The organism is Salsuginibacillus kocurii DSM 18087 (assembly GCF_000377705.1).
Classification (GTDB): domain Bacteria; phylum Bacillota; class Bacilli; order Bacillales; family Marinococcaceae; genus Salsuginibacillus; species Salsuginibacillus kocurii.
The window spans coordinates 412,104-434,953 of the sequence record NZ_KB898624.1 but is presented as its reverse complement, the minus strand read 5'-3'; the positions used below and the strand labels follow the sequence as shown (position 1 = coordinate 434,953).

Annotated in this window: 28 protein-coding genes; all 28 read left to right on the top strand. The window is 43.1% G+C overall.

Annotated features, from left to right (window positions below):
• The first annotated feature begins 14 nt into the window (after window positions 1-14).
• The gene (gene trmFO, locus D469_RS0106455) at window positions 15-1,322 is read left to right on the top strand and encodes an FADH(2)-oxidizing methylenetetrahydrofolate--tRNA-(uracil(54)-C(5))-methyltransferase TrmFO (RefSeq protein WP_026286130.1); all 1,308 of its coding nucleotides are present in this window, start codon (window positions 15-17) and stop codon (window positions 1,320-1,322) included.
• A 61-nt stretch (window positions 1,323-1,383) separates the two neighbouring features.
• Window positions 1,384-2,286: a tyrosine recombinase XerC gene (locus D469_RS0106450; RefSeq protein WP_018922564.1), complete on the top strand. Its 903-nt coding sequence runs from the start codon at window positions 1,384-1,386 to the stop codon at window positions 2,284-2,286.
• A gap of 18 nt (window positions 2,287-2,304) precedes the next feature.
• Complete coding sequence (gene hslV / locus D469_RS0106445) at window positions 2,305-2,850, top strand: ATP-dependent protease subunit HslV (RefSeq protein ID WP_018922563.1); 546 nt, start codon at window positions 2,305-2,307, stop codon at window positions 2,848-2,850.
• A gap of 37 nt (window positions 2,851-2,887) precedes the next feature.
• Window positions 2,888-4,279: an ATP-dependent protease ATPase subunit HslU gene (gene hslU / locus D469_RS0106440; protein ID WP_018922562.1), complete on the top strand. Its 1,392-nt coding sequence runs from the start codon at window positions 2,888-2,890 to the stop codon at window positions 4,277-4,279.
• A 23-nt stretch (window positions 4,280-4,302) separates the two neighbouring features.
• Window positions 4,303-5,082 carry a GTP-sensing pleiotropic transcriptional regulator CodY gene (gene codY / locus D469_RS0106435; RefSeq protein ID WP_018922561.1) on the top strand — a complete coding sequence of 260 codons (780 nt, stop codon included), beginning with the start codon at window positions 4,303-4,305 and terminating at the stop codon, window positions 5,080-5,082.
• Window positions 5,083-5,482: 400 nt separating this feature from the next.
• Complete coding sequence (gene flgB, locus D469_RS0106430) at window positions 5,483-5,884, top strand: flagellar basal body rod protein FlgB (protein WP_338053731.1); 402 nt, start codon at window positions 5,483-5,485, stop codon at window positions 5,882-5,884.
• 5 nt (window positions 5,885-5,889) lie between these two features.
• The gene (gene flgC, locus D469_RS0106425; protein WP_018922559.1) at window positions 5,890-6,351 is read left to right on the top strand and encodes a flagellar basal body rod protein FlgC; all 462 of its coding nucleotides are present in this window, start codon (window positions 5,890-5,892) and stop codon (window positions 6,349-6,351) included.
• 27 nt (window positions 6,352-6,378) lie between these two features.
• Window positions 6,379-6,699, top strand: coding sequence for a flagellar hook-basal body complex protein FliE (gene fliE / locus D469_RS0106420; protein ID WP_018922558.1), 321 nt, complete (start codon window positions 6,379-6,381; stop codon window positions 6,697-6,699).
• Window positions 6,700-6,727: 28 nt separating this feature from the next.
• The gene (gene fliF, locus D469_RS0106415) at window positions 6,728-8,299 is read left to right on the top strand and encodes a flagellar basal-body MS-ring/collar protein FliF (protein ID WP_018922557.1); all 1,572 of its coding nucleotides are present in this window, start codon (window positions 6,728-6,730) and stop codon (window positions 8,297-8,299) included.
• A gap of 14 nt (window positions 8,300-8,313) precedes the next feature.
• Complete coding sequence (gene fliG / locus D469_RS0106410) at window positions 8,314-9,330, top strand: flagellar motor switch protein FliG (RefSeq protein WP_018922556.1); 1,017 nt, start codon at window positions 8,314-8,316, stop codon at window positions 9,328-9,330.
• Window positions 9,323-10,147 carry a flagellar assembly protein FliH gene (gene fliH / locus D469_RS19790; RefSeq protein WP_018922555.1) on the top strand — a complete coding sequence of 275 codons (825 nt, stop codon included), beginning with the start codon at window positions 9,323-9,325 and terminating at the stop codon, window positions 10,145-10,147. The genes fliG and fliH overlap by 8 nt, the downstream gene beginning before the upstream one ends.
• Complete coding sequence (fliI, locus tag D469_RS0106400) at window positions 10,134-11,450, top strand: flagellar protein export ATPase FliI (protein WP_018922554.1); 1,317 nt, start codon at window positions 10,134-10,136, stop codon at window positions 11,448-11,450. The genes fliH and fliI overlap by 14 nt, the downstream gene beginning before the upstream one ends.
• Before the next feature lie 3 nt (window positions 11,451-11,453).
• Complete coding sequence (gene fliJ / locus D469_RS0106395) at window positions 11,454-11,891, top strand: flagellar export protein FliJ (protein ID WP_018922553.1); 438 nt, start codon at window positions 11,454-11,456, stop codon at window positions 11,889-11,891.
• Window positions 11,892-11,905: 14 nt separating this feature from the next.
• The gene (locus D469_RS0106390) at window positions 11,906-12,487 is read left to right on the top strand and encodes a MotE family protein (RefSeq protein ID WP_018922552.1); all 582 of its coding nucleotides are present in this window, start codon (window positions 11,906-11,908) and stop codon (window positions 12,485-12,487) included.
• 82 nt (window positions 12,488-12,569) lie between these two features.
• Window positions 12,570-13,922: a flagellar hook-length control protein FliK gene (locus D469_RS0106385; RefSeq protein WP_018922551.1), complete on the top strand. Its 1,353-nt coding sequence runs from the start codon at window positions 12,570-12,572 to the stop codon at window positions 13,920-13,922.
• 9 nt (window positions 13,923-13,931) lie between these two features.
• Window positions 13,932-14,429, top strand: a complete 498-nt coding sequence (flgD, locus tag D469_RS0106380) for a flagellar hook assembly protein FlgD (RefSeq protein WP_018922550.1) — start codon at window positions 13,932-13,934, stop codon at window positions 14,427-14,429.
• Window positions 14,430-14,585: 156 nt separating this feature from the next.
• Entirely contained in the window at window positions 14,586-14,981 is a 396-nt protein-coding gene (locus D469_RS0106370; RefSeq protein ID WP_018922548.1) for a TIGR02530 family flagellar biosynthesis protein, read from the top strand.
• 81 nt (window positions 14,982-15,062) lie between these two features.
• Window positions 15,063-15,893: a flagellar basal body rod protein FlgG gene (gene flgG, locus D469_RS0106365; protein WP_018922547.1), complete on the top strand. Its 831-nt coding sequence runs from the start codon at window positions 15,063-15,065 to the stop codon at window positions 15,891-15,893.
• Window positions 15,894-15,957: 64 nt separating this feature from the next.
• Entirely contained in the window at window positions 15,958-16,179 is a 222-nt protein-coding gene (locus D469_RS0106360) for a flagellar FlbD family protein (RefSeq protein ID WP_026286129.1), read from the top strand.
• Between the two features lie 2 nt (window positions 16,180-16,181).
• Complete coding sequence (fliL, locus tag D469_RS0106355) at window positions 16,182-16,619, top strand: flagellar basal body-associated protein FliL (protein ID WP_018922545.1); 438 nt, start codon at window positions 16,182-16,184, stop codon at window positions 16,617-16,619.
• A 36-nt stretch (window positions 16,620-16,655) separates the two neighbouring features.
• Complete coding sequence (gene fliM, locus D469_RS0106350; RefSeq protein WP_018922544.1) at window positions 16,656-17,648, top strand: flagellar motor switch protein FliM; 993 nt, start codon at window positions 16,656-16,658, stop codon at window positions 17,646-17,648.
• The gene (gene fliY, locus D469_RS0106345; protein WP_018922543.1) at window positions 17,638-18,909 is read left to right on the top strand and encodes a flagellar motor switch phosphatase FliY; all 1,272 of its coding nucleotides are present in this window, start codon (window positions 17,638-17,640) and stop codon (window positions 18,907-18,909) included. The genes fliM and fliY overlap by 11 nt, the downstream gene beginning before the upstream one ends.
• A 27-nt stretch (window positions 18,910-18,936) precedes the next feature.
• Entirely contained in the window at window positions 18,937-19,299 is a 363-nt protein-coding gene (locus D469_RS0106340) for a response regulator (RefSeq protein ID WP_018922542.1), read from the top strand.
• 21 nt (window positions 19,300-19,320) lie between these two features.
• Complete coding sequence (locus D469_RS20990) at window positions 19,321-19,986, top strand: flagellar biosynthetic protein FliO (RefSeq protein WP_018922541.1); 666 nt, start codon at window positions 19,321-19,323, stop codon at window positions 19,984-19,986.
• The gene (gene fliP / locus D469_RS0106330; RefSeq protein WP_018922540.1) at window positions 19,983-20,663 is read left to right on the top strand and encodes a flagellar type III secretion system pore protein FliP; all 681 of its coding nucleotides are present in this window, start codon (window positions 19,983-19,985) and stop codon (window positions 20,661-20,663) included. The genes D469_RS20990 and fliP overlap by 4 nt, the downstream gene beginning before the upstream one ends.
• 15 nt (window positions 20,664-20,678) lie before the next feature.
• Window positions 20,679-20,948 (top strand): flagellar biosynthesis protein FliQ, encoded by a 270-nt coding sequence (gene fliQ, locus D469_RS0106325; protein WP_018922539.1) that lies wholly within the window; start codon window positions 20,679-20,681, stop codon window positions 20,946-20,948.
• An 18-nt stretch (window positions 20,949-20,966) separates the two neighbouring features.
• Window positions 20,967-21,752: a flagellar biosynthetic protein FliR gene (gene fliR, locus D469_RS0106320; protein ID WP_018922538.1), complete on the top strand. Its 786-nt coding sequence runs from the start codon at window positions 20,967-20,969 to the stop codon at window positions 21,750-21,752.
• A complete protein-coding gene (gene flhB / locus D469_RS0106315) occupies window positions 21,749-22,828 on the top strand; it encodes a flagellar biosynthesis protein FlhB (RefSeq protein WP_018922537.1) in 1,080 nt (359 codons plus the stop codon). Before fliR ends, flhB begins: the two co-directional genes overlap by 4 nt.
• Window positions 22,829-22,850: the final 22 nt, after the last annotated feature.

Sequence of the window (22,850 nt, the reverse complement as noted above, 5' to 3'; positions counted from 1 at the left end):
AAGAGGTGTTTAGAATGAATTCACAACACGTAAACGTGATCGGAGCGGGCTTGGCGGGTAGTGAAGCCACGTGGCAATTAGCTAAGCGCGGGATAACCGTTACCCTCTATGAAATGAGGCCTGCCAAACAGACACCAGCTCACCACACGGATAAATTTGCGGAATTAGTTTGTAGTAATTCATTGCGGGGAAATGCATTGACGAATGCGGTAGGTGTGCTGAAAGAAGAAATGAGGCACCTTGATTCAGTGATTGTAGAGGCAGCGGATTCTTCCAGCGTTCCAGCTGGTGGAGCATTGGCTGTAGACCGGCACGAGTTCGCTGCCCGCGTCACAGAGAAGGTGAAAGAACATCCGAATGTTACAGTGAAAAATGAAGAGATTACTGAGTTGCCTGCTGGGCCTACTATTGTCGCTACAGGACCACTAACTACTGAAAGCCTTTCTGAAGCGATTCTGGACTTTACCGGGGAAGAGTACCTTTACTTTTATGACGCAGCTGCGCCCATCATTGAGACAGATAGCATTGATATGAATAAAGCGTATTTAAAATCAAGGTATGACAAAGGAGAAGCAGCTTACATTAATTGCCCGATGACAAAGGAAGAATTTGAAACGTTTCAAAAGGCTTTAGTTGAAGCAGAGCGAGTCCCACTTAAAGAGTTTGAAAAAGAAATCTACTTTGAAGGCTGTATGCCGGTAGAAGTCATGGCAGAACGAGGCGAGAAAACGCTTTTATTCGGTCCGATGAAGCCAGTTGGTCTGGAACATCCTGAAACAGGAGAACGTCCGTATGCTGTCATTCAATTACGCCAAGATAACCAAGAAGGAACCCTTTATAATATAGTTGGTTTTCAAACGCACATGAAGTGGGGGCCGCAAAAAGAAATTGTCCGCATGATTCCAGGCTTAGAAAATGCGGAAATTGTGCGCTTTGGGGTTATGCATCGAAATACATTCGTAAATTCTCCAAATCTGCTCGAACCTACGTATCAATCAAAGAAGCGGGAGGATCTATTTTTTGCCGGGCAAATCACAGGTGTTGAAGGATATGTGGAATCAGCAGCCGCTGGATTAATTGCTGGTTTAAATGCGGCAAGACTCGTTCAGAATAAAGATATGATTATATTCCCTAAGGAAACGGTGCTTGGCGGTATGGCTAATTATATTACGACTGCTAATCCAGATAACTTTCAGCCTATAAATGCTAACTTCGGCCTGCTTCCATCACTCGATGAAAAGGTGAAAAAGAAGCAAGAACGCTATGGTCGATTAGCTGAACGGGCATTAGACACCATTCAGAATTTTATGAAAAAAGTGTAAACTCCGTTGCCGCTCTCAGAAAAGTATGATAAAATCAAATAGCTTTTGTGGGGTGCTAAGGATGAATGAACCTTTGTTTAACGAGTGGCTCCAACACTTTTTGCGAACACTTCAAATGGAAAAAAATGCATCGCCGTTGACCATTAAGGGGTATCAAAAAGACGCCAAGATGTGGCAGGAGTTTATGAGAGACGAAGAGATTGAAGACTTTCGTTATACGACGTATGATCATGTCCGAAAACTCATAACCGCCTGGCATAACCAAGGTTTATCACGGGTGACGGTGGCCCGGCGATTGTCAGGGCTAAGGTCATTATATAATTTCTTAGAACGGGAAGAAGTGGTAACAGTCAACCCGTTCTCTTTTGTGAGTGGACGTTCAAAAGCTGTGCGTTTACCTCGGTTTTTGTATGGAGAGGAAATAGAGATGCTGTTAGAAACGGTGGCTGGGTCGAAGCCTCTAGATCAAAGAGATTTGGCCATTATTGAGCTTTTATATGCCTCGGGACTTCGCGTAAGTGAATGCTGCAGTTTACAAACCGGAGATATCGATTCCATATTAGGCACAGTATTTGTGCAAGGTAAAGGGAAAAAGGACCGTTACGTTCCTGTAGGGGCGTTTGCTTTGAACGCTCTTGAGAGTTACTTAAATGACGGACGTGAAAAATTGCTGAGACAAAAAAGAGATAAAACTCTTTTTTTAAATTACAGGGGGGACCCCATTACAGACCGAGGGATCAGGCATATGTTATCTAAGCGAGTTAAAGAAGCTTCGCACACGCTGCATGTCAGCCCTCATATGCTCAGACATACATTTGCGACCCATTTATTGGACCAAGGTGCTGACTTACGGGCTGTTCAAGAACTTTTAGGACATGAACACTTATCTTCAACCCAGCTTTATACTCATGTAACAAAAGAAAGATTAAAGGCTGTGTACAATCAAAGCCATCCTAGAGCTTAATTGAAACGGAGGGTATTCATGGACCAGCAATTACATGCCACCACGATTTTTGCCTGTCATCATAATGGGAAATGTGCGATGGCAGGAGATGGCCAGGTGACGTTTGGGCAAGCTGTAGTAATGAAACATAAAGCTCAAAAAGTCCGTAAAATTTATCATGATAGTGTATTGACCGGGTTTGCTGGCTCTGTAGCTGACGCGTTTACACTATTTGAAAAATTTGAAGCCAAACTCCAAGAATTTAATGGAGATTTAAAACGCTCTGCAGTTGAATTGGCTAAAGAATGGCGCGGTGATAAAATGTTGCGTCGTTTAGAAGCGATGTTAATTGTAATGAACAAGGACCATCTTTTAGTTGTCTCCGGTACAGGAGAAGTAATTGAACCAGATGACGGAGTAGTAGCGATCGGCTCAGGAGGGAATTACGCATTAGCTGCTGGGCGTGCACTTGTTCAGCATGCCTCTCACCTTGGGGCTGAAGAAATTGCTACTGAAGCCATGAAAACAGCTGCCGACCTTTGTGTTTACACGAATCATGAGCGCACCGTAAAAACGTTAAACTAAGTAAAAGTTCATCTTGATGAAGAAAGGTGATTGATAGATGAAAGACGAATTAACGCCAAGACAAATCGTTGAGAAGCTCGATCAATTTATTGTTGGCCAGAATGATGCGAAACGTTCTGTAGCAGTTGCCCTCCGGAATCGCTATCGCCGTACGATGCTGGGGGAAGATCTCAAAGATGAAGTTACCCCCAAAAACATTTTAATGATTGGGCCGACTGGGGTTGGGAAAACAGAAATTGCCAGGCGTCTTGCCAAGTTAGTCGGTGCTCCTTTTGCAAAAGTGGAAGCAACAAAATTTACTGAAGTTGGTTACGTAGGGCGCGATGTCGAATCTATGGTTCGAGACCTCGTGGATACATCATACCGAATGATAAAAGAAGAACGGATGCAAGCAGTGCAGACAGAAGCTAGAAAACAGGCGGATGAACGCATCGTGAAGCTGCTCGTTCCTGAAGCGAAAAAACAATCTACCTACAAAAATCCATTTGAAATGATCTTTCAGCAGCAAGATGAAGGTGAAGATGATGACAAAGGGACAACAGATGATACAATTGCCCAAAAAAGGCGTCAAATTGCGCACCAGCTTGCACTAGGGGAGCTTGAAGATCATCTTGTGACAGTAGAAGTAGACGAACAATCTGCCGGATTTTCGGATATGTTTCAAGGTTCAGGTATGGAACAAATGGGTATGAATATGCAGGATATGCTGGGGAATATGCTTCCCAAAAAAAAGAAAAAGCGTCGCATGGCTGTACGGGATGCCCGTGAGATTTTAACGGAGGATGAAGCGCAGAAACTGATCGATTCTGACGAAATAGGACAGGAAGCTGTTTCGCGAACCGAAGAGCTGGGTATTATTTTTATAGATGAAATTGATAAAGTGACCGGAAAAAATCAGCACAGCGGTGAAGTGTCCAGAGAAGGCGTGCAACGTGATATTTTACCAATAGTTGAAGGTGCGGCCGTCCAGACAAAACATGGGACAGTCAAAACCGACCACATCCTATTTGTGGCTGCCGGTGCTTTTCATACAGCTAAGCCTTCTGATTTAATTCCAGAGCTGCAAGGGCGCTTCCCTGTGCGTGTTGAACTTGAAAGTCTGGAAAAAGAGGAGTTTGTCCGTATACTAAAAGAACCGGACAATGCACTTATGAAACAATATCAGGCTTTATTAAAAACAGAAGGTATAGAGGTTGAATTTTCTGACGATGCTCTAGATAAACTGGCAGCTATGGCAGCGGAAGTGAACCATAACACAGACAATATTGGGGCCAGAAGACTGCATACCTTATTGGAAAGGCTTCTAGAAGAATTATCATTTGAAGCTCCTGATATCAATCTTGCTCATATCGTCATCACACCAGCCTATGTTGAAGAGAAACTAGCATCCATAGCTACAGACAAAGATTTAAGTCACTATATTTTATAAATGCTTGACTGGAGGAACGAAAAATGGATTTATTATCAAGAACAAGAAGAATTAATGACATGTTACAAAAATCAGCAGGTCAGCACGTAGATTTTAAAGATATGGCAGAAACGTTGCGAGATGTGATCGCTGCTAATGTGTTTGTCGTAAGCCGGCGTGGTAAGTTATTAGGATACGCAATCAAACAAGAAATTGAAAATGAGCGGATGAAACAGATGCTAGAAGAGCGTCAGTTTCCGCAAGAATACACCACAGGTCTCTTTAAGATTGAAGAAACATCTTCAAACTTAGGGATAGACAGTGAATTCACAGCATTTCCAGTGGAAAATAGTGAATTGTTTAAATCTAGCCTAACTACGATTGTCCCTATTAATGGCGGTGGTCAACGTATTGGAACCCTTATATTAGGCAGATTGAATGATTCATTTGATAATGATGATTTGATTTTAGCTGAATATGGAGCTACTGTGGTTGGAATGGAGATCCTTCACGAAAAAACCCAGGAAATTGAAGAAGAAGCGAGAAGTAAAGCTGTTGTTCAAATGGCAATCAGTTCTCTTTCCTATAGTGAACTTGAAGCAGTTGAGCATATTTTTGAAGAGTTAGAAGGTAATGAAGGGCTGTTAGTTGCTAGTAAAATCGCAGACCGTGTCGGGATTACCCGCTCTGTTATTGTAAATGCCTTAAGAAAACTTGAAAGTGCAGGCGTCATCGAATCCCGTTCACTTGGAATGAAAGGGACGTACATTAAAGTATTAAATGATAAATTTTTATTTGAACTGGAAAAATTAAAAGACGAGTAATACAGAAATAAAAATCCCTTTCCTTCAATTGCTTGAAGGAAAGGGATTTTTTGTTATTTCTCTGAGACCAGGAAACTGATTGAAGGGGACAATCGATGTGATTTTTTATAATAAACTTGGAATAGACTAGACATATTTGCCAAGATCCGATAAGATTCGAGAAGTATTTAATAATGAGGGAAATAAACCTTAGTTCCTAGGGTGGCTCTATTTCTCTATAAAAGTGTTAGGTCTTTGTTCTTTAAATTCGACAATTTTCCATGAAAGTTAGACATTAATTACACCTTTTTATACAATTTAATCAGTTATTCCTAGGAGAATTTTTATTTTTTATGTAGCATAACGGTATAGGTGGAAAGGAACAACATTATGTGTGAAATGTTTGTAGAAAAAAGGAGGTATGGCTGTGAGCTTATTTTCGAGTAGTGCCCTTCAGGCGGCTGAAGCCGGTATGCAAGGTTCGGCTTTAAAACAACAAACCATTTCAAATAACATTGCCAATGTCGATACACCAAACTACAGTGCTAAAAGAACTCATTTCCAACATACCCTTGGTGAAGCAGTTGAAAACGAAAAATTGCATTCGTATCAAACGGATGAAAGGCACATGCAGTTTGGCACTTCTCAGAATGAACCTTTTACCACAACGGAGGAAGGTACGATGTATAACCATAACGGCAATAACGTTGACATTGATAAAGAAATGGCTGAAATGGCTAAGAACCAAATTTATTATAATGCGATGACCGATCGTTTGAACAGTTCATTTAATAAGCTTCAAACCGCGGTGCAGGGAGGTTAATTGTAATGTCAGTGTTTCAAGGTATGGATACAACCGCCTCTGCGCTAACGAGTCAACGCTTGCGTATGGATGTCGTTTCTTCAAATATGGCAAACGCAGATACTACCAGAGCACAGCTTAATGAAGATGGCGAATGGGAACCGTATCGCCGTAAAATGACGGAATTCATGCCGAATGGTGAAGGGTTTCGTTCGCAATTGGGTCGGGCGATGGCTGCTTCTGAAGAGGGGGGCGAAGGGGTCAGGGTTTCCCGGATTGTGGAGGACGAAGCTCCGTTTCGAACGGAATACCGGCCTGAACACCCCGACGCAAATGAAGATGGGTATTTAGAATTACCTAATGTTGACCCTTTAAAAGAAATGGTCGATATGATGAGTGCCACCAGATCCTATGAAGCGAATGTCACGGTAATGGACGCCAATAAAAATATGATGTTGAAAGGTCTTGAAATTGGCCAGGGGCAATAATCTGGGTACATAAGGAGTGATTAAGTGATGGAAATTGGACAGTTGCAACAGCCGGGAACAAATGCGATAGCTCCACAGAGGGAAGTTAATGCCAGCCAGGAAGGAGCGGCGACAGCTCATGAAGCTCAGGAGTCATTTAAACAGGCTTTTCAAGAAGCGCTGGAGGGTGTGAATGACTCCCAACTGCATTCAGAAGATATGACTAAACGCTTGGCTGCAGGAGATGTAGATAATATTCATGATGTAACAATTGCAGCTCAAAAAGCAGATATAACGTTCCAAACAACCGCTGAAGTACGAAACCGTGTAATTGAAGCGTATCAAGAAGTTATGCAGATGCAAATTTAATCATTAGGGAAGGTAAGCAGGAGGGGCCATGAACGAAAAAGTTATACAAGCCAGAGATCGAATAGTTGCATATTGGCGGGAGCGCACAAAGTGGCAAAAAGGGCTCCTAATTGGAGGGACTTTGCTAGTTCTTCTTCTCATCGTTCTGACGATCCTTCTGAGTACCAGGTCTCACTATGTTCCACTTTACTCAAACCTTTCTCCGGAAGAGGCAGGACAAATTGTTGAAACATTAGACGGCCAAGGGGTTTCTTCAGAAGTGACAGATGATGGTACAACAGTAAGAGTGCCCGAACAGCATGTCGATACACTAAAAGTGGAATTGGCAGCTGAAGGGATTCCACAAAGCGGCACCATTGATTATAGTGTTTTTGAGGACCAAATGGGCTTTGGAATGACAGATAATGAATTTTCTGTCATGGAACGTGCGGCGATGCAAACTGAACTTTCCAACCTTTTGCTAAGCATTGATGGGATCACAAATGCTGATGTAATGATTACTCTGCCTGATGAGACGATGTGGGTTGGTGAAGATTCAGAAGAAGCATCGGCTTCTGTCGTTTTGGAGACAAGTGGGAACTACAACCCGGAAGATGATCAGGTTCAGGCGCTTTATCATTTGATTTCACGCAGTGTTCCTGACCTTCCTGTTCATAATATCGTCATCATGGACCATATGTTTAATCATTTTGATTATGCAGATGGTGGAAGTGTCGATTCCACTGGGGATATATATGAACAGCAGCGAGCTATTCAACAAGATATTGAGCAGGATATTCAGCGTCAGGTGCAGCAAATGTTAGGAACAATGATGGGGCAAGAAAAAGTGCTAGTGTCCGTAAGCACTGATATGGACTTTACGCGTGAAAATCGGGAAGAACAACTTGTTGAACCAGTTGATGAAGAAAACATGGAAGGCATTGCCATAAGTGTAGAAAACATCGAAGAGACATACGAAACAGAAGGATTAGATGAAGGCGGGATCCCTGGCGCAGGGGAAGACGATATTCCGAACTTCCCAGCCGGAGCCGGGGCTGGCGACTCTGATTATGAAAGAACAGAAGAGCGCGTAAACAATGAAGTGAATCGAATTTATAGCGAGATTCAAGAAAGTCCCTATGCTTTAAGGGATTTAGGGTTACAGGTTATGGTAGAGCCTCCTGATCCTGAAGATCCCGATTCTCTGCCGCCGGAGACCTTAGACGATATTGAAGAGATATTAAGTACAATTGCTCGCACAAGTATTGACCAAGAATACTTAGCAGAACTTGACGATGACGATATTGAAGAAAATATCTTTGTTTCATCGCAGGAGTTTATGGGAGCGACTGATTTTGAAGAGCCAGGGCCGCAAATCCCGCTCTGGGTATATGTCGTAGGGGTTATTTTAATTGCAGCTGTTATTCTATTACTCATAATGGCGCTTAGAAGACGAGGCGAAACAAGCGAAGAAATGGAAGAAATCGAAACAGTCGAAGAAGTACCTGACTTACCGGATGATTCGGAAGGGTCAATGACACGGCAGCAGTTAGAGCGCTTAGCTAAAGAACGTCCTGATGAATTTTCCAAACTATTACGTTCGTGGTTATCTGATGATTAAAGGGGGAGAGGTAGTTGGCTAGAAGCAACAAAGAAGAATTAACCGGCAAACAAAAAGCAGCAATGCTCCTCATTTCCCTTGGACCAGATGTATCAGCTCAAGTTTATAAGTATTTGTCGGAAGAGGAAATTGAGAAGTTGACGCTTGAAATTGCCAACGTCCGCAAAGTAGATAGTGATACGAAAGAAGAAGTACTTCAAGAATTCCATCAAATTGCAGTGGCTCAAGATTATATTGCTCAGGGTGGCATCGGTTACGCCAAAAGTGTGCTCGAAAAAGCGTTGGGAGAAAATGAGGCAATGGATATTATCAACCGTCTCACCTCCACCTTGCAGGTGAGGCCATTTGATTTTGCTCGGAAAGCAGATCCCACGCAAATATTGAACTTTATACAGAATGAGCATCCGCAAACGATTGCTTTGATTCTTTCATACTTGGATTCAGCGCAGTCAGGCCAGATTCTTTCCGAGCTTCCACAAGAAGTTCAGGCAGATGTTGCCAAACGTATTGCAACAATGGATAGTACCTCTCCTGAAATTATAAATGAAGTTGAGACCATGCTTGAACAAAAGTTATCTGCCACAGCTACCCAAGATTATACGGAAGCAGGCGGGGTCGAAGCGGTAGTGGAAGTGCTTAACAGCGTTGACCGCAGTACAGAAAGGACCATTTTGGATTCACTTGAAGTTCAAGACCCAGAACTTGCTGAAGAGATCAAAAAACGTATGTTTGTATTTGAAGATATTGTCACTCTTGACAACCGGTCCATTCAGCGTGTTATTCGCGACGTGGAAAACGAAGACTTGCAGCTCTCACTGAAAGTAGCAAGTGAAGAAGTGAAAGAGATCGTCTTTAATAATATGTCCCAGCGGATGGCAGACACCTTCAAAGAAGAAATGGAGTTTATGGGCCCTGTGCGTCTGAAAGACGTTGAGGAAGCTCAAACACGCATTGTTGCTGTGATCCGCAAGTTGGAAGAGTCTGGAGAAATTGTGATTGCCCGCGGTGGAGGGGATGATGTAATTGTCTAAATTGATCAAGGCCTCTCGGGCCAATCGTTTAGAACGTGAAAAAGTAACAATTTCTGTTCAGCAAATACACTCCCAGCCAGAAGAGCTAGAAGATTCAGCGCAGGAAAGGCAACATAGTGAAACCGTTGCCCCCAGCCTTGCTGAGGCAAGTAAACAGATTGAAATAGAAAGAAGCGAGCGTCTTCAACAAGCACAAGAAGAAGCCGAACAAATAAGGCAGCAAGCTGAAGAGGAACTAGAGAATGCCCGTCAACAGATAGCTTTTGAAGAAGCAGATTCCAAACAACGAATTGAAGAGGCGTTTGCTACTGCTAAACAGGAAGGTTATGAAGAAGGGTTCAATAAAGGTGAAACAGCTGGAGAAAAGTCTTATAAAAAAAAGATTAAGGAAGCACAAAAAATCATTGCTTCCGCCCGGGAAGATTATCAGACTCATTTACACGAGGCGGAACCTGTCATTATTGATTTAGCTCATGCCGTAGCTAAAAGGGTTTTAGGTGAAGCATTAGAACAAGATGAGGGCATTTGGAAGAATATTGTGAAAGAAGCCATTCAAGAAGTGCGTGAACATGAAGAAGTGAAACTATTTGTCGCGCCAGCTCACTATGAAACGACGTTAAAACAGAAAGAAGAATTAAAAGCTTTATTAAGTTATAGTCAGGATTTACTTATTTATCCCGACGCTCAACTAGAGGCAGATGGTTGCGTGGTAGAGACAAGCTATGGGCGTATTGAAGCGTCAGTCGACAGCCAATTAGAAGAAATTAAAGCGCAGCTCCATACCAGCTTGAAGGAGAATTCTCATGAGAGCCGCTGACCTTGTGCACGAAGTTCCTGCCATTAACCCTTATAAAATGTACGGCCGCGTGACCCAGGTCGTTGGGCTTACGATTGAAGCTAAAGGTCCACAAGCGGCGGTTGGTGAGTTGTGTTTTATCTACACTAATAAACTGCATCCACCCGTTAAAGCAGAAGTGGTCGGTTTTAGAGAAGAACATGTACTGCTTATGCCTTTAACATCTACGGGAGACATCAGTCCGGGAAGTTTAGTAGAAGCAAGCAGAAAACCTTTGCAAGTAAAAGTAGGAACTGGCCTTATAGGCAAGGTTGTTGACGGGCTTGGAGAACCGCTTGATGGTAGTGCTCCACCCATAGGTCTTTCCCCTTACCCTATCAACAACGTACCACCTAATCCGCTGGAGCGGCCCCGAATTGAAGAACCGTTAACGTTAGGGGTGAAAGCGGTAGATGGATTGCTTACAGTTGGGAAAGGCCAGCGGGTTGGCATTTTTGCGGGTAGCGGTGTAGGGAAAAGCACACTTCTTGCTATGTTCACTAAAAATTCCGCAGCCGATATAAATGTGATTGCACTAGTCGGCGAACGAGGCCGGGAGGTTAAAGAATTTATTGAGCGGGACTTGGGCAAGGAAGGGTTAAAAAATACAGTAATCGTTGTCGCTACTTCAGATCAGCCTGCATTAATGCGAATTAAAGGAGCGCAGACAGCCACAGCTATAGCAGAGTATTTTCGGGACCAGGGCAAAACTGTCAACTTATTGATGGACTCTGTCACACGATTTGCAATGGCTCAGCGTGAAATTGGACTGGCAATAGGAGAGCCCCCTACTACAAAAGGGTATACCCCTTCTGTATTTGCCTTACTCCCTAAACTTCTTGAGCGCTCAGGAACCAGTGAACATGGGAGCATTACCGCTTTCTATACGGTGCTTGTGGACGGTGATGATCTTAATGAACCGGTGGCGGATGCGGTGCGAGGCATTTTGGATGGCCATTTTGTACTAGACCGTGAATTGGCCAATAAAGGTCACTATCCTGCAATTAATGTGCTTAAAAGCGTAAGCCGGATCATGGGTGATATAGCATCCCCCGATCATAAAGCAGCAGCAGAAAATGTGAGGCAGCTGCTTTCTACCTATACAGAGTCCGAAGATTTGATTCAAATTGGGGCCTACAAGCGAGGCTCTTCGAAAAAAGTTGACCGGGCGGTTAAGATGTATCCAAAAATTGAAGAATTTTTACAGCAAGGAACAACTGATAATTATTCGTTTGAAGAGACGATAGAATTACTAGTCGAATTATTTGGCAGAGGAGAGTCGTAATTTATGTCGTTTCAGTTCTCATTGCAAAAGCTCTTGGAATTAAAAGAGCGTGAGAAAAAAGAAGCCGAAGAAAACTACCAATCTTCACGGTCAACCTTTGAAGAAATGGGAACCCAGCTCTATGAATTATTGAAAGCAAAAGAAGAAATGGAAGCTGATTATAACGAAAAATTAAAGAACGGGGTCGCCATACTAGAGCTTCAACAAGCAGAATCAGCATTAATGACAATGAAAACGCGTATTTTGCAGGCACAATCGAAGACAAACGAAGCGCGTGATCTGATGTATCAACAGGAAGAACAAGTGCAGAAAGCTGCTGTTGAAGTGAAAAAATATGAACGAATGAAAGCGATGAAACGGCAACAATACGAAGAAACAATAAAAAAGCATGAAGAACAGCAGATGGATGAAATTGCAACTCAGCTCTACGCAATGCGCTGAAATTAGGTGAGGAAATGGCACGTAAAGAAAAAAACGAACAAAAAGGCCCGAATAGGTTGCAGTGGTTCTTTTTTATCGTCATGATTCCTGGTTTTTTTGCCGTGTTATTGGCGGGTGTAATGCTTTATTTTATGGGATTTAACCTTGCTGATACAGCTCGTTCGATCGGCGGAGCGGTTCCTATCGTTTCTGACTGGATGCCTGAAGAGGAAGAGGAAGAGGGGGAAGGTCCGAGCCGGGAAGAACTTTTGGCAATGATCGATCGTTATGAACATGAAATCGATGCGCTAGAACAAGAGCTGGAAGAACAAGAAGAGGATTATGCTGACTTGGCCAATGAGTTTGAGGAATTAGAAATTGAACTCGAATTAGAGGAAGAATTCTCAACTGATGTACAGGAAGAAATCTCAAGGCTTGCCCGCGTATATGAAAACATGTCTTCTGATGATGCAGCAGCTATTTTAATGGAAATGTCAACAGAAGAAATCTTGTTACATATGTCAGAGATGGATGAAGAAAACCGGGCTGATATTTTATCAGAAATGGACGCAGAACTTGCAGCTACAATCATGCAACAATTTGCAGCTCAAGAATGATAGTTCTTTTCAAAGCTTTGTAAGTTAACAGGGCTGAAAGGAGTAAGATTTCTTTGTAAAACGTTGAAAGGGGGTGAGATATGTGCAGGCAAACATGATGCAAATGGGAACGGCTTCCCCGCCTGTTCCCGGACAAGAAGGCAAAGCTTCAGTAAAAGAAAAGGGGACCGGGGCGTTTTCTTTTTTGGAATTACTGAGCGGAGCAGCAGGCACCGATAAAGAAGCTGCTGAAGGAATGGACGAAGAAGAGCTGCTAGCTTTATTAACAGAAGAGAGGGCAGACAAAGGAGAACACGAAAGCCTCCTTGACTTATCCAAATGGGAAGAGCTCTTCGAAACTATGGCATTAGAAGACGGTTATTTTCAAAAAGAGTTACTAGAAGATGGTGAGGTTCAAGCATTGCTTGAAAGTATGCCGGAAGAACTTGCTCGTACGCTGGAAGATGCTATAAAAGATGAAGAGTCGATTGAACAGGTAATTGACCTCCAAAGTGCTCAGCTTGATCCGCTTTCACTATTAAGTGCCACTGCCATGCTTTTTAAGCAAACAGAAAACACAGAAAGTGACGAAGCACTGCAAGTACAAGCGGAAATGAATGAGTGGCTAGCTACTCTAGATGGTGGAGAAGAGATCGAAGAAGAGGGGGCTGTGGCCTGGCTGGCCGCTTACTTAAACTCCAATGAGAGTAGTGCGAATAGCTTGCATCGACAAGAAGGACTAGTAAGAGAGCGGACTTTTGAACAGCGATTTGACCGCAGCATGTTAGACGGACGTGCAGGTGAGCGTCTCGAACGAGAGCAAACACAAGTTCAACGTACAGAAAACAATCGTTCTTCTTCGCAATCGTTTATGCAGGAGTTATTAAACCGGACGTTTACCCGATCTGCGGATTCAGCTGTGGGCCAGCCATCCTTACAATTAAGTGACACGAACCAGGCTTTAAACCGGGCCCAGCAATTAGCGATTCATATGGGGGAAAGTAAGTCAAGTGAAGTACAGCAAAGCCAGTTTTTACGGCAGTTTGAAAATGTTTTGGCAAAAGGGAATCTCCAACAAGTGAACCAACATACCCAACAGCTTTCTATAAAGCTCTATCCTGAAAATCTGGGGCGGTTAGATGTGCAACTTACGCGTTCAGATGAAGGGGTGATTGCAAGACTTATGACAAGCAGTACGGCTGCAAGAGAATTGGTTGAATCTCAGCTTCATCAGTTGCGTAATGCTTTCCAGCAGCAGAATATCAATATTGAACGGATTGAATTGCAACAGCAGTCTACGTACTGGCAACAGCATGAAGAACGTGAACAACGCAAAGGCCAGCAAGAACAACAAGACAAAGACAAGGTAGAGGCCGAGGTAGCTGACGACCAGGAAGAGGAAGAAAAAAGCTTTGAGGAACTTCTTGATGAATTAACATTTAACGAAAAAGTGTAGGTGAGAGGATTGTCCAATACAGTCCACGAAACATACAGCATTCCCCAGGAACGAAAGGCAGAAATTAAAGACCCCGAAGATACAGTCATGGGAAAAGACGACTTTCTGCAAATATTGATTGCCCAGCTTCAAAATCAAGACCCGCTCGACCCCATGGATGATAAAGATTTTGTGGCGCAGATGGCTCAATTCACTTCATTAGAACAAATGACCAATATGAGCGATGCCATCCAGGACTTTGTGGATGCTCATGAAGGCGGTGCGCTCGTACAGCATAGCGAACTGATCGGTAATAAAATTCAGTGGGAACGAGAAGTAGAAGTTGATGAATACCGGACAGAAACAGAGCTAGTAGAAAACGAAGTTGTATCTGTTAAACGAGACAGTGATGGAAATATACGTCTCTTATTAGATGATGATAACTGGATATCGAGTGAACAGCTCGCTCAAGTTGCTGCACCAGGAGAAGAGATGGATGAGATGCCAGAGGACGATGAATCTGATTAAACCGTCTCAGATGGCACAGATGGCAGCTTGTCGTAGATGAAATGCCTGCTGATGAGAGTTTCGGAGAGGAAGAAGATTTCATCGATGAGCCTGTGGACCAAGATCAAGATCCGAGCTTAGACGAACTATTTTAAGAAGAAATAAGGGGGCGTAATTATGGATCCTACTATCCACCCGTACAGCCTCCAGCCGTTGCCCAAACCGACACCAACCCGCAAGCCTGAAACCGAAAGTAAAGAAAGCCAGACCCGTTTTCAGGATATGCTTCAACAAAAGATTGATGATACTAAAGAACTGAAAATGAGCAGGCATGCGGCCGAACGGATGGAAAGTCGAGATATTCAAATTAATGATGAAGAGTGGACGAAGATACAAGCTAAAGTAGCTGAAGCAAAAGAGAAAGGCGTACGTGATTCGCTTGTGTTAACTGAAGATGCTGCTCTTGTCATCAGTGCAAAAAATGACACTGTCGTGACAGCCATGGACCGGGGAGAAGCAGAAAGCCACATTTTTACCAACATTGACGGAACAATTGTGATGAACAAAAAGTAACGGCTGGACCAAAATGGAAGCCGACCCACCGCGGACCGATTGAAGCGGTGAGTAAAGAACTTATACAGGAGCGTGAAGTGAATGCTAAGATCCATGTATTCCGGGATTTCCGGCTTAAACAACCACCAAGAAAAATTAGATGTGTTAGGTAATAATATCTCAAACGTTAACACCTTCGGCTTTAAAAAAGGGCGGGCTACCTTTAGTGATATGGTCAGCCAACAGTCACAGGGCGCTACTGGCCCAACTGATGAACGGGGCGGCGTAAATGCCCAGCAAGTTGGTTTGGGTGCGCAAATGGGTTCTATTGACAACATCCATACCCAAGGAAGCTTGCAGAATACAAATCGAGAGTTGGACTTAGGGATTTCTGGTGATGGTTTCTTTCAGGTACAAGAAGACCCGGAAGAGGATGGAGCCATTTCTTACACTAGAGCTGGGAATTTTTACCTAGACGAAGAGGGGTATATTGTAAATCAGGATGGTTTATATTTGATTGGCAATGATGAGGAAGACTTTGCTGGAGATCAAGATGGTGATGGAACGATTCAAATTCCAGTAGATGCTGAGAGTTTTAGTGTTGGACAAGATGGTACGGTGAACTTTGTAGAAGATGGAGAAACAGAAGTGGCGGGACAAATCGAAGTGGCTCAGTTCGCAAATCCAGAGGGACTTAATAAAATAGGAGATAATTTATTACAAGAATCAGCTAACTCAGGGGAGCCTGAAATCAGTGCTCCAACCGCCGATGGAGCTGGTGAACTTGTAGCCGGGACGCTTGAAATGTCGAACGTCGACCTTTCTGAAGAGTTTACGGAAATGATCACCGCGCAGCGTGGTTTCCAGGCAAATACGCGCATTATTACAACATCGGATGAAATTTTGCAGGAACTTGTAAACTTAAAGCAGTAAGGTTTTGAATCTATTATTAAGGGAGGTGCGGGCCGGGGCATTGGCCACTGGCCCCCCTATACATATGATTGAACTAACCCGTCTGAACGGACAGGCGTTTTTACTTAACGCACTTCATATCGAACAAATTCAGGCGTTTCCTGATACGACGATTACATTGACCAACAGCAAAAAGATTGTGGTTAAAGAATCGCTCGATGAAGTGAAACGGTTAATTCATGCTTGCTACCGGTCCTTCGGCCTTGTCGGAGTCCGTGGTTTTTTGACAGATGAGGAGGGGACTTAATTATGTTTGAAAATCGGCTCATAAATATCATGCTCATCATCCTCGTAGCGCTGACACTTGTCGGCGTAGTGACTCTTGTATTAGTGAATCAGTTTGCGCAAGGGAATACGTCACCTGATGGTGAGCCAACGATTGATGAAATTATTGAACATTCATGGGAAACTGAAGAGATTACGACCAACCTTGAAGATGGAAACCAATTTATTCGTGCTCAATTTAGAATTCATGCTGATTCGGGTAATGCTCGTGATGAGCTGGAGCAGCGTGATTTTCAGGTTAATAATATTATTATTCGTGAATTGGCCGGTATGTCTGCATCTGAGCTTTCTTCACAGGATGGCATCGATGAATTGGAGGAACGTGTGCGTCTCCAGGCCGATGAACTTCTTGATGAAGGGTCTATTATCCGGGTCTATACGACAGAACGCATGATTCAATAATCAACGTTTGTACAGGGAAGAAAAGAGGTGAACTACATGAGCGATGTTCTGTCGCAAGGTGAGATTGACGCACTCTTGTCCGCGATATCAACTGGAGAAATGGATGCGGATGATTTAAAACAAGAAGAAACGGAGCGAAAAGTAAAAACATATGACTTTAAACGAGCGCTTCGCTTTTCAAAAGATCAGGTCCGTTCCCTCTCTCGAATCCACGAAAACTTTGCCCGGCTTTTAACTACTGCCTTATCAGCTCAGCTTCGCACCTTCGTGCAAATTTCTGTTGCTTCAGTAGATCAGCTTCCATATGAAGAGTTTATCCGGTCAGTGCCCAAAATGACGCTGTTAAATGTTTTTGATTCTTATCCGCTTGAAGGGCGCTTACTCATGGAAACGAACCCAAACATTGGCTATGCCATGCTTGATCGGTTGTTAGGGGGAAAAGGGTCAAGCATAAATAAAGTAGATAATCTTACTGAAATTGAAACGAGAATTATATCTCAATTATTTCAACGAATGCTTGACAGCTTTCAGGAAGCGTGGAGTTCAGTCATTGACATGGAACCAGTTATGGAAGATTTAGAAGTGAACCCCCAGTTTTTACAGATGGTTTCTCCGAATGAAACGGTCGTTGTCATTTCCCTTTCTACCACGATAAATGAAACGACCGGCATGATTAACATTTGTCTTCCACACGTGGTTCTAGAAGAGATTCTGCCAAAATTGAATGTCCATCACTGGATGCAGACCAAAAAACGAGAACGAAACGCAGGAGAGGAACAAGCGCTTGAAGCTACTGTTAAAAAAGCTCCATTACCTATCCAGGCTCTACTTGGCCGCTCGCAGATTACGGTAGAAGAATTGTTGTATTTAAACTCTGGCGATGTTATGGAACTTGACCAAAGAATTGACGAGCCATTGCCCGTTTATGTCGGTGGCGAAAGAAAATATAAAGCACAGCCGGGACAAGTGAACCACCATTTAGCGGTTCAAGTAACCGAGGAAATTGAGGAGGGTGAAGATGATGAATGATGATATGCTGTCGCAGGATGAAATCAATGAACTGCTAAAAGGCGTAAATAATGATGATGCAGGAGATAAGGACAGTGACAGCCAGCCTCCAACTGGAGGAGGCGGCGGAGATGATGGTGGAGATGGTAACGGCTACCCTCCACCGAACAGTAAAGCGGCATTAAATGTAGATGATTACTTGACCACGATTGAACAGGACGCTCTAGGTGAAATCGGAAATATTTCATTTGGGAGCGCGGCAACAGCGTTAGCTCAGCTTTTAAACCAAAAAGTAGATATTACAACGCCGGTCGTAAGTGCTATTCACTCAGAATTATTAGAAGCTGAATTCCCGAACCCACATGTATCGATCCATGTCCAATATACAGATGGGTTTGAAGGCACGAATTTACTCGTTATTGATTCAACGGATGCGGCAATTATTGCCGATCTTATGCTGGGGGGCGACGGCACGGCACCAGCTGAGGAATTAAGCGATATGCATTTAAGTGCTGTCCAAGAAGCGATGAATCAGATGATGGGTAGTGCATCGACTTCTATGTCGACGGTCTTTAACAAACGGGTGGATATTTCCCCTCCTGGCATTGATGTACTGGATGTTACAGAAAAAGAAGGCACAGACAAAGTGCCAGGAGATGAAACAATAATAAAAATCTCCTTCCGTCTCCAAGTAGGAGATCTGATAGATTCAGTGTTGATGCAATTAGTAACAGTAGGGTTTGCGAAGCAAATGGTAGAAGACTTAATGAACCCGCCTGAGGAGGAAGCAGAAACTCTTGCTTCGCCTGAAACAAGTGAGTCAGAACAAATAGAGCCCGAACCTCAGCCAAATACCCAGCCGAATCAAGGCATGAGCACGAATCAGGAGCCCGCTTATCAACAGGCGCCGGGAGGTTTTTCTGAGCCACAGCAATTGGGAGGGCACATGAATAATAGAGCAAAAGATGTGCAGCCGGCTGCTTTTTCTTCATTTGACGCGCCGCAATTAAATGAAACAGAAACGAAGAATTTAAATATGCTGATGGACATTCCACTTGAAGTCTCAGTCGAGCTGGGCAGAACGAAGCGTTCAATTCGAGAGATTCTCGAATTTTCTCAAGGGTCTATTATTGAACTGGATAAATTAGCAGGAGAGCCAGTCGATATCCTTGTGAATCAAAAGCTGATTGCCAAAGGGGAAGTTGTAGTGATTGAAGAAAACTTCGGCGTACGTGTGACGGATATTGTAAGTCCAGAAGACCGGCTCAAAAAATTGAAATAAACCTATAGAACACGGAAGGTGGAAATGATGGCTTATACAGTTTTGATCGTAGATGATGCTGCTTTTATGCGCATGATGGTTAAAGATATTTTAGAGAAAAATGGGTATGAAATTGCGGGAGAAGCAAAAGACGGTCAGGAAGCAGTTGATCTTTATAAAGAAGTAACTCCTGATTTAGTGACAATGGACATTACCATGCCAGAAAAAGACGGCATCGCTGCATTAAAGGAAATTAAAACATTCGACCCGGAAGCAAATATCGTTATGTGTTCTGCTATGGGGCAGCAGGCTATGGTGATTGATGCGATTCAAGCCGGAGCAAAAGATTTCATTGTCAAGCCTTTTCAGGCAGACCGCGTATTAGAAGCGATTAATAAAACCCTGGCATAAGAAGAAGAGAGGGTGCTCAATGTGTTTCAGCTGAGAAAACGGATAACTTGTTTTATATTGATTCTGCTTCTTAGCTTACTGGGGACTCCAGGTGCAGCGTTAGCAGAGGAAGAAGACGGTAGTGTCGATGACATGCTAAATAACGAAGAAGCCGAAGAATCCGAAGAGGAAGAAGAAGAAGAAGGCGAACTTCCGGTAGGAGAACAAGGTGACGACACTGCTCCTCTAGCTGATCAATCGCTTGTCAGTTCATTTTTTCAAATGATGATAGGCTTAGGGATTGTTGTTCTTATTATGTATGTCCTGCTGAAAATTATTAAAAGCAGGTCCCAGGCGTACCGGGGGAAACGGACCCTTCAGAATGTGGGCGGGGTGCCACTTGGCAGCAATAAATCTGTCCAAATTGTAAAGGTTGGCGACCGTTTGCTTGTTGTCGGGGTAGGGGATTCAATTCAATTGCTGCGGGAGATTGAAGACGAAGCAGAAATTGAGCAGCTTCTAAAAGAAGATGAAGCTCCTGCGCCCGATCTGTCCAAAAAAGCGTTGGATTGGTGGCGCCAGCAAAGGGCAAAAAATTCTCCCCAAGCTTCATCGCAAGAACTAGAGCCACTGCTGAAAGAACGATTAGATGATGTGAACAAATCAAGAGAAGACATCAAGAATGTTGTGAGGGATCAGAACCGATGATTGCAATGGTACCAGCTATTGATATAGGAAACTTTTTAGGGGACGATCCTGAAAACATGTCGACAGCTCTTCAGCTCTTACTTCTTCTTACTGTGTTATCGCTGGCACCGGCGATTTTGATTTTAATGACCTGCTTCACTCGTATTGTGGTGGTCTTGTCATTTGTCCGGCAAGGTATTGCGACCCAGCAAATGCCCCCGAACCAAGTATTAATTGCCCTGGCGCTCTTTCTAACATTTTTCATTATGGCGCCGGTGTTTGCTGAAATAAATGAAGAAGCTCTCACTCCATTTTTAGATGGAGATATTAATCAGGATGAAGCTTTTGAAGAAGCTTCAATTCCATTGAAAGAATTTATGGCCGAGCATACCCGTGAAAAAGACTTGGCACTTTTTATTGATTATGCGGGAATGGAGCAGCCTGAAACCATTGAAGATATTCCTTTAACAGCGATGGTGCCGGCATTTGCTATTAGTGAATTAAAGACGGCTTTTCAAATAGGATTTCTCATTTTTATTCCTTTTCTTGTTATCGATATGATTGTGGCGAGTGTTTTAATGTCTATGGGTATGATGATGCTTCCGCCAGTTATGATTTCTCTGCCGTTTAAGATCCTATTATTTGTGTTGGTGGATGGGTGGTATTTAATTGTCGAATCGCTCTTGCTCAGTTATTAGAAGGTGTGATCAAAAATGAGCGCAGAAACAGTGCTTACAGTAGCTGAAAATGGCGTACTGACTATCTTTATAGTGGCTGGGCCACTGTTACTGGTAGCTTTACTATTAGGTCTAGGGGTTGCTATCTTTCAAGCTACCACGCAAATTCAGGAACAAACATTAGCATTTATTCCAAAAATCGCTGGCGTCATGGGAGCGCTTGTTGTATTTGGCCCCTGGATGCTAAACCATGTCGTAAATTTTGCCAACCAAGTGCTTAGTAATTTGCACAATTTTGTCGGGTAATGGAACGGAGGGGAGCCTGTGGAACTTGAATGGCTGAATTTGTTTCCTGCCTGGCTGCTTATGTTTGTACGAGTATTAGCATTTTTTTCAGCTTTGCCCATTTTTTCATTTCAAACCCTTCCTACTACATTTCGAATAGGAATCGCTGGTTATTTATCATTTATTATGTTTTTTATCGTTGAACCAGACCCCATTCCTGTTGACGGTTTGTATTTTTTGCTCATAGGTAAAGAAATCATGCTTGGTTTGTTTTTAGGCATGGCTGCAAATATTATTTTTAGCGCTGTTCAAACAGCAGGGGCTTTTATTGATTACAAGATGGGGTTTTTAGTAGCAAACGTCATTGACCCCCAAACAGGTGCGCAGACTCCGCTTTCGGGAGGGCTACTCAATGCATTTGCCATTCTTTTTTTGTTAGCCGTAGACGGCCATCATGTTATGCTTGACGGCATTTATTATAGTTATGAATATGTACCGCTCACGCAACTTTACTTACCGTTTGGAGAAGAAGGAATTGCCCGGTTTATTGTTGAGACTTTTTCACAAACGTTTTTGATTGCCTTTCAAATCTCCTTTCCGATTGTAGGGTCTTTATTTCTGGTGGATATTGCTCTGGGGATGATGTCGCGGGCTGTTCCGCAGATGAATGTATTTGTTGTCGGACTGCCTTTAAAAATTTTCCTCGGGCTGCCGATCCTATTGTTAATGCTGCCTGCTTTTTTTACAGTCGTCAGTGATATGGTTGATTTTATAGGTATTACAATCCGAACACTCTTAGAAATGTTCGGAGGGGTGGATGAATGAAACTTCAAGTAGATTTGCAGTTTTTTAATCAAGAAAAAACAGAACAAGCCACGCCGAAAAAGAAGCAGGACTCCCGTAAAAAAGGACAAGTTGCCAAAAGCAATGACGTCAATACAGCTATTGTGCTTCTGCTTGTCTTTCTTTTTATGTTCCTATACGCAGGGGTTTTAGGTGAGCATATTTTCTTGATGACACAGCATGTTTTTACTGAATTTCTTACAAACGAAATCACGATGCAATCTCTGCCTGCGATGCTTCAAGAAGTAGCAGTTGAAACAGCGATCGTCGTGTTGCCTATTATGCTGGTGGCAGTTACAGGAGGGGTACTTGCTAATTTGCTTCAAGTTGGGGTCATGTTTGCTCCTGAAGCAATCAAGCCGAAGCCATCAAAAATTAACCCACTTAAAGGCTTAAAGCGAATTTTCTCAGTGCGTGCCCTCGTTGAACTAGCAAAATCCTTGCTTAAAATAACCCTAGTTGGACTGTTAGCCTTTTTTATCTTGTGGATGAACGCGGATTCTCTTTTAAAGCTCATGCAAAAAGATGTGATGGAAGGCTTTTTGGAAGTAGCTTTTCTAACTGGATTAATCGGTGTATTAGTTGCTTTTTTGTTATTACTTCTTGCTATTCCCGATTATGTCTATCAAAAACATGATTATGAAAAACAAATTCGTATGTCCAAACAGGACGTGAAAGATGAACACAAGAAAATGGAAGGCGACCCTAAAATCAAATCAAAACGAAGACAGAAACAGCAAGAAATGGCGACACAGCGCATGATGCAGGAAGTACCAAAAGCTGATGTTGTAGTAACTAACCCGACGCATTTTGCAGTAGCCCTGAAATACGAAGAAGAGAAAATGGACGCCCCGATTATTGTAGCTCAAGGGGTAGATTTTGTGGCGCTGCGCATGCGGCAACTCGCACAAGTTAATGAAGTGGTGTTAGTGGAAGACAAGCCTCTCGCCCGTGCCCTCTATCACCAGACAGACATTGGTGATGAAGTTCCAGAAGATTTGTTTAAAGCTGTAGCAGAAGTGTTGGCCTACGTCTATCGCCTTCAAGGCGAGATCTAATCATTTTTGAGAAAGAGGAGTT

Coding starts and splice junctions, on each gene's coding strand:
- hslU (WP_018922562.1), top strand. CDS start 2,888: ATGAAAGACGAATTAACGCCAAGACAAATCGTTGAGAAGCTCGATCAA.
- fliI (WP_018922554.1), top strand. CDS start 10,134: ATGAGAGCCGCTGACCTTGTGCACGAAGTTCCTGCCATTAACCCTTAT.
- flhB (WP_018922537.1), top strand. CDS start 21,749: ATGAAACTTCAAGTAGATTTGCAGTTTTTTAATCAAGAAAAAACAGAA.
- D469_RS0106340 (WP_018922542.1), top strand. CDS start 18,937: ATGGCTTATACAGTTTTGATCGTAGATGATGCTGCTTTTATGCGCATG.
- fliL (WP_018922545.1), top strand. CDS start 16,182: ATGTTTGAAAATCGGCTCATAAATATCATGCTCATCATCCTCGTAGCG.
- fliM (WP_018922544.1), top strand. CDS start 16,656: ATGAGCGATGTTCTGTCGCAAGGTGAGATTGACGCACTCTTGTCCGCG.
- fliY (WP_018922543.1), top strand. CDS start 17,638: ATGATGAATGATGATATGCTGTCGCAGGATGAAATCAATGAACTGCTA.
- D469_RS0106360 (WP_026286129.1), top strand. CDS start 15,958: ATGATTGAACTAACCCGTCTGAACGGACAGGCGTTTTTACTTAACGCA.
- hslV (WP_018922563.1), top strand. CDS start 2,305: ATGGACCAGCAATTACATGCCACCACGATTTTTGCCTGTCATCATAAT.
- fliQ (WP_018922539.1), top strand. CDS start 20,679: ATGAGCGCAGAAACAGTGCTTACAGTAGCTGAAAATGGCGTACTGACT.
- fliF (WP_018922557.1), top strand. CDS start 6,728: ATGAACGAAAAAGTTATACAAGCCAGAGATCGAATAGTTGCATATTGG.
- fliP (WP_018922540.1), top strand. CDS start 19,983: ATGATTGCAATGGTACCAGCTATTGATATAGGAAACTTTTTAGGGGAC.
- trmFO (WP_026286130.1), top strand. CDS start 15: ATGAATTCACAACACGTAAACGTGATCGGAGCGGGCTTGGCGGGTAGT.
- codY (WP_018922561.1), top strand. CDS start 4,303: ATGGATTTATTATCAAGAACAAGAAGAATTAATGACATGTTACAAAAA.
- D469_RS0106450 (WP_018922564.1), top strand. CDS start 1,384: ATGAATGAACCTTTGTTTAACGAGTGGCTCCAACACTTTTTGCGAACA.
- fliE (WP_018922558.1), top strand. CDS start 6,379: ATGGAAATTGGACAGTTGCAACAGCCGGGAACAAATGCGATAGCTCCA.
- flgG (WP_018922547.1), top strand. CDS start 15,063: ATGCTAAGATCCATGTATTCCGGGATTTCCGGCTTAAACAACCACCAA.
- fliJ (WP_018922553.1), top strand. CDS start 11,454: ATGTCGTTTCAGTTCTCATTGCAAAAGCTCTTGGAATTAAAAGAGCGT.
- D469_RS0106390 (WP_018922552.1), top strand. CDS start 11,906: ATGGCACGTAAAGAAAAAAACGAACAAAAAGGCCCGAATAGGTTGCAG.
- D469_RS0106370 (WP_018922548.1), top strand. CDS start 14,586: ATGGATCCTACTATCCACCCGTACAGCCTCCAGCCGTTGCCCAAACCG.
- flgB (WP_338053731.1), top strand. CDS start 5,483: ATGGCTGTGAGCTTATTTTCGAGTAGTGCCCTTCAGGCGGCTGAAGCC.
- flgC (WP_018922559.1), top strand. CDS start 5,890: ATGTCAGTGTTTCAAGGTATGGATACAACCGCCTCTGCGCTAACGAGT.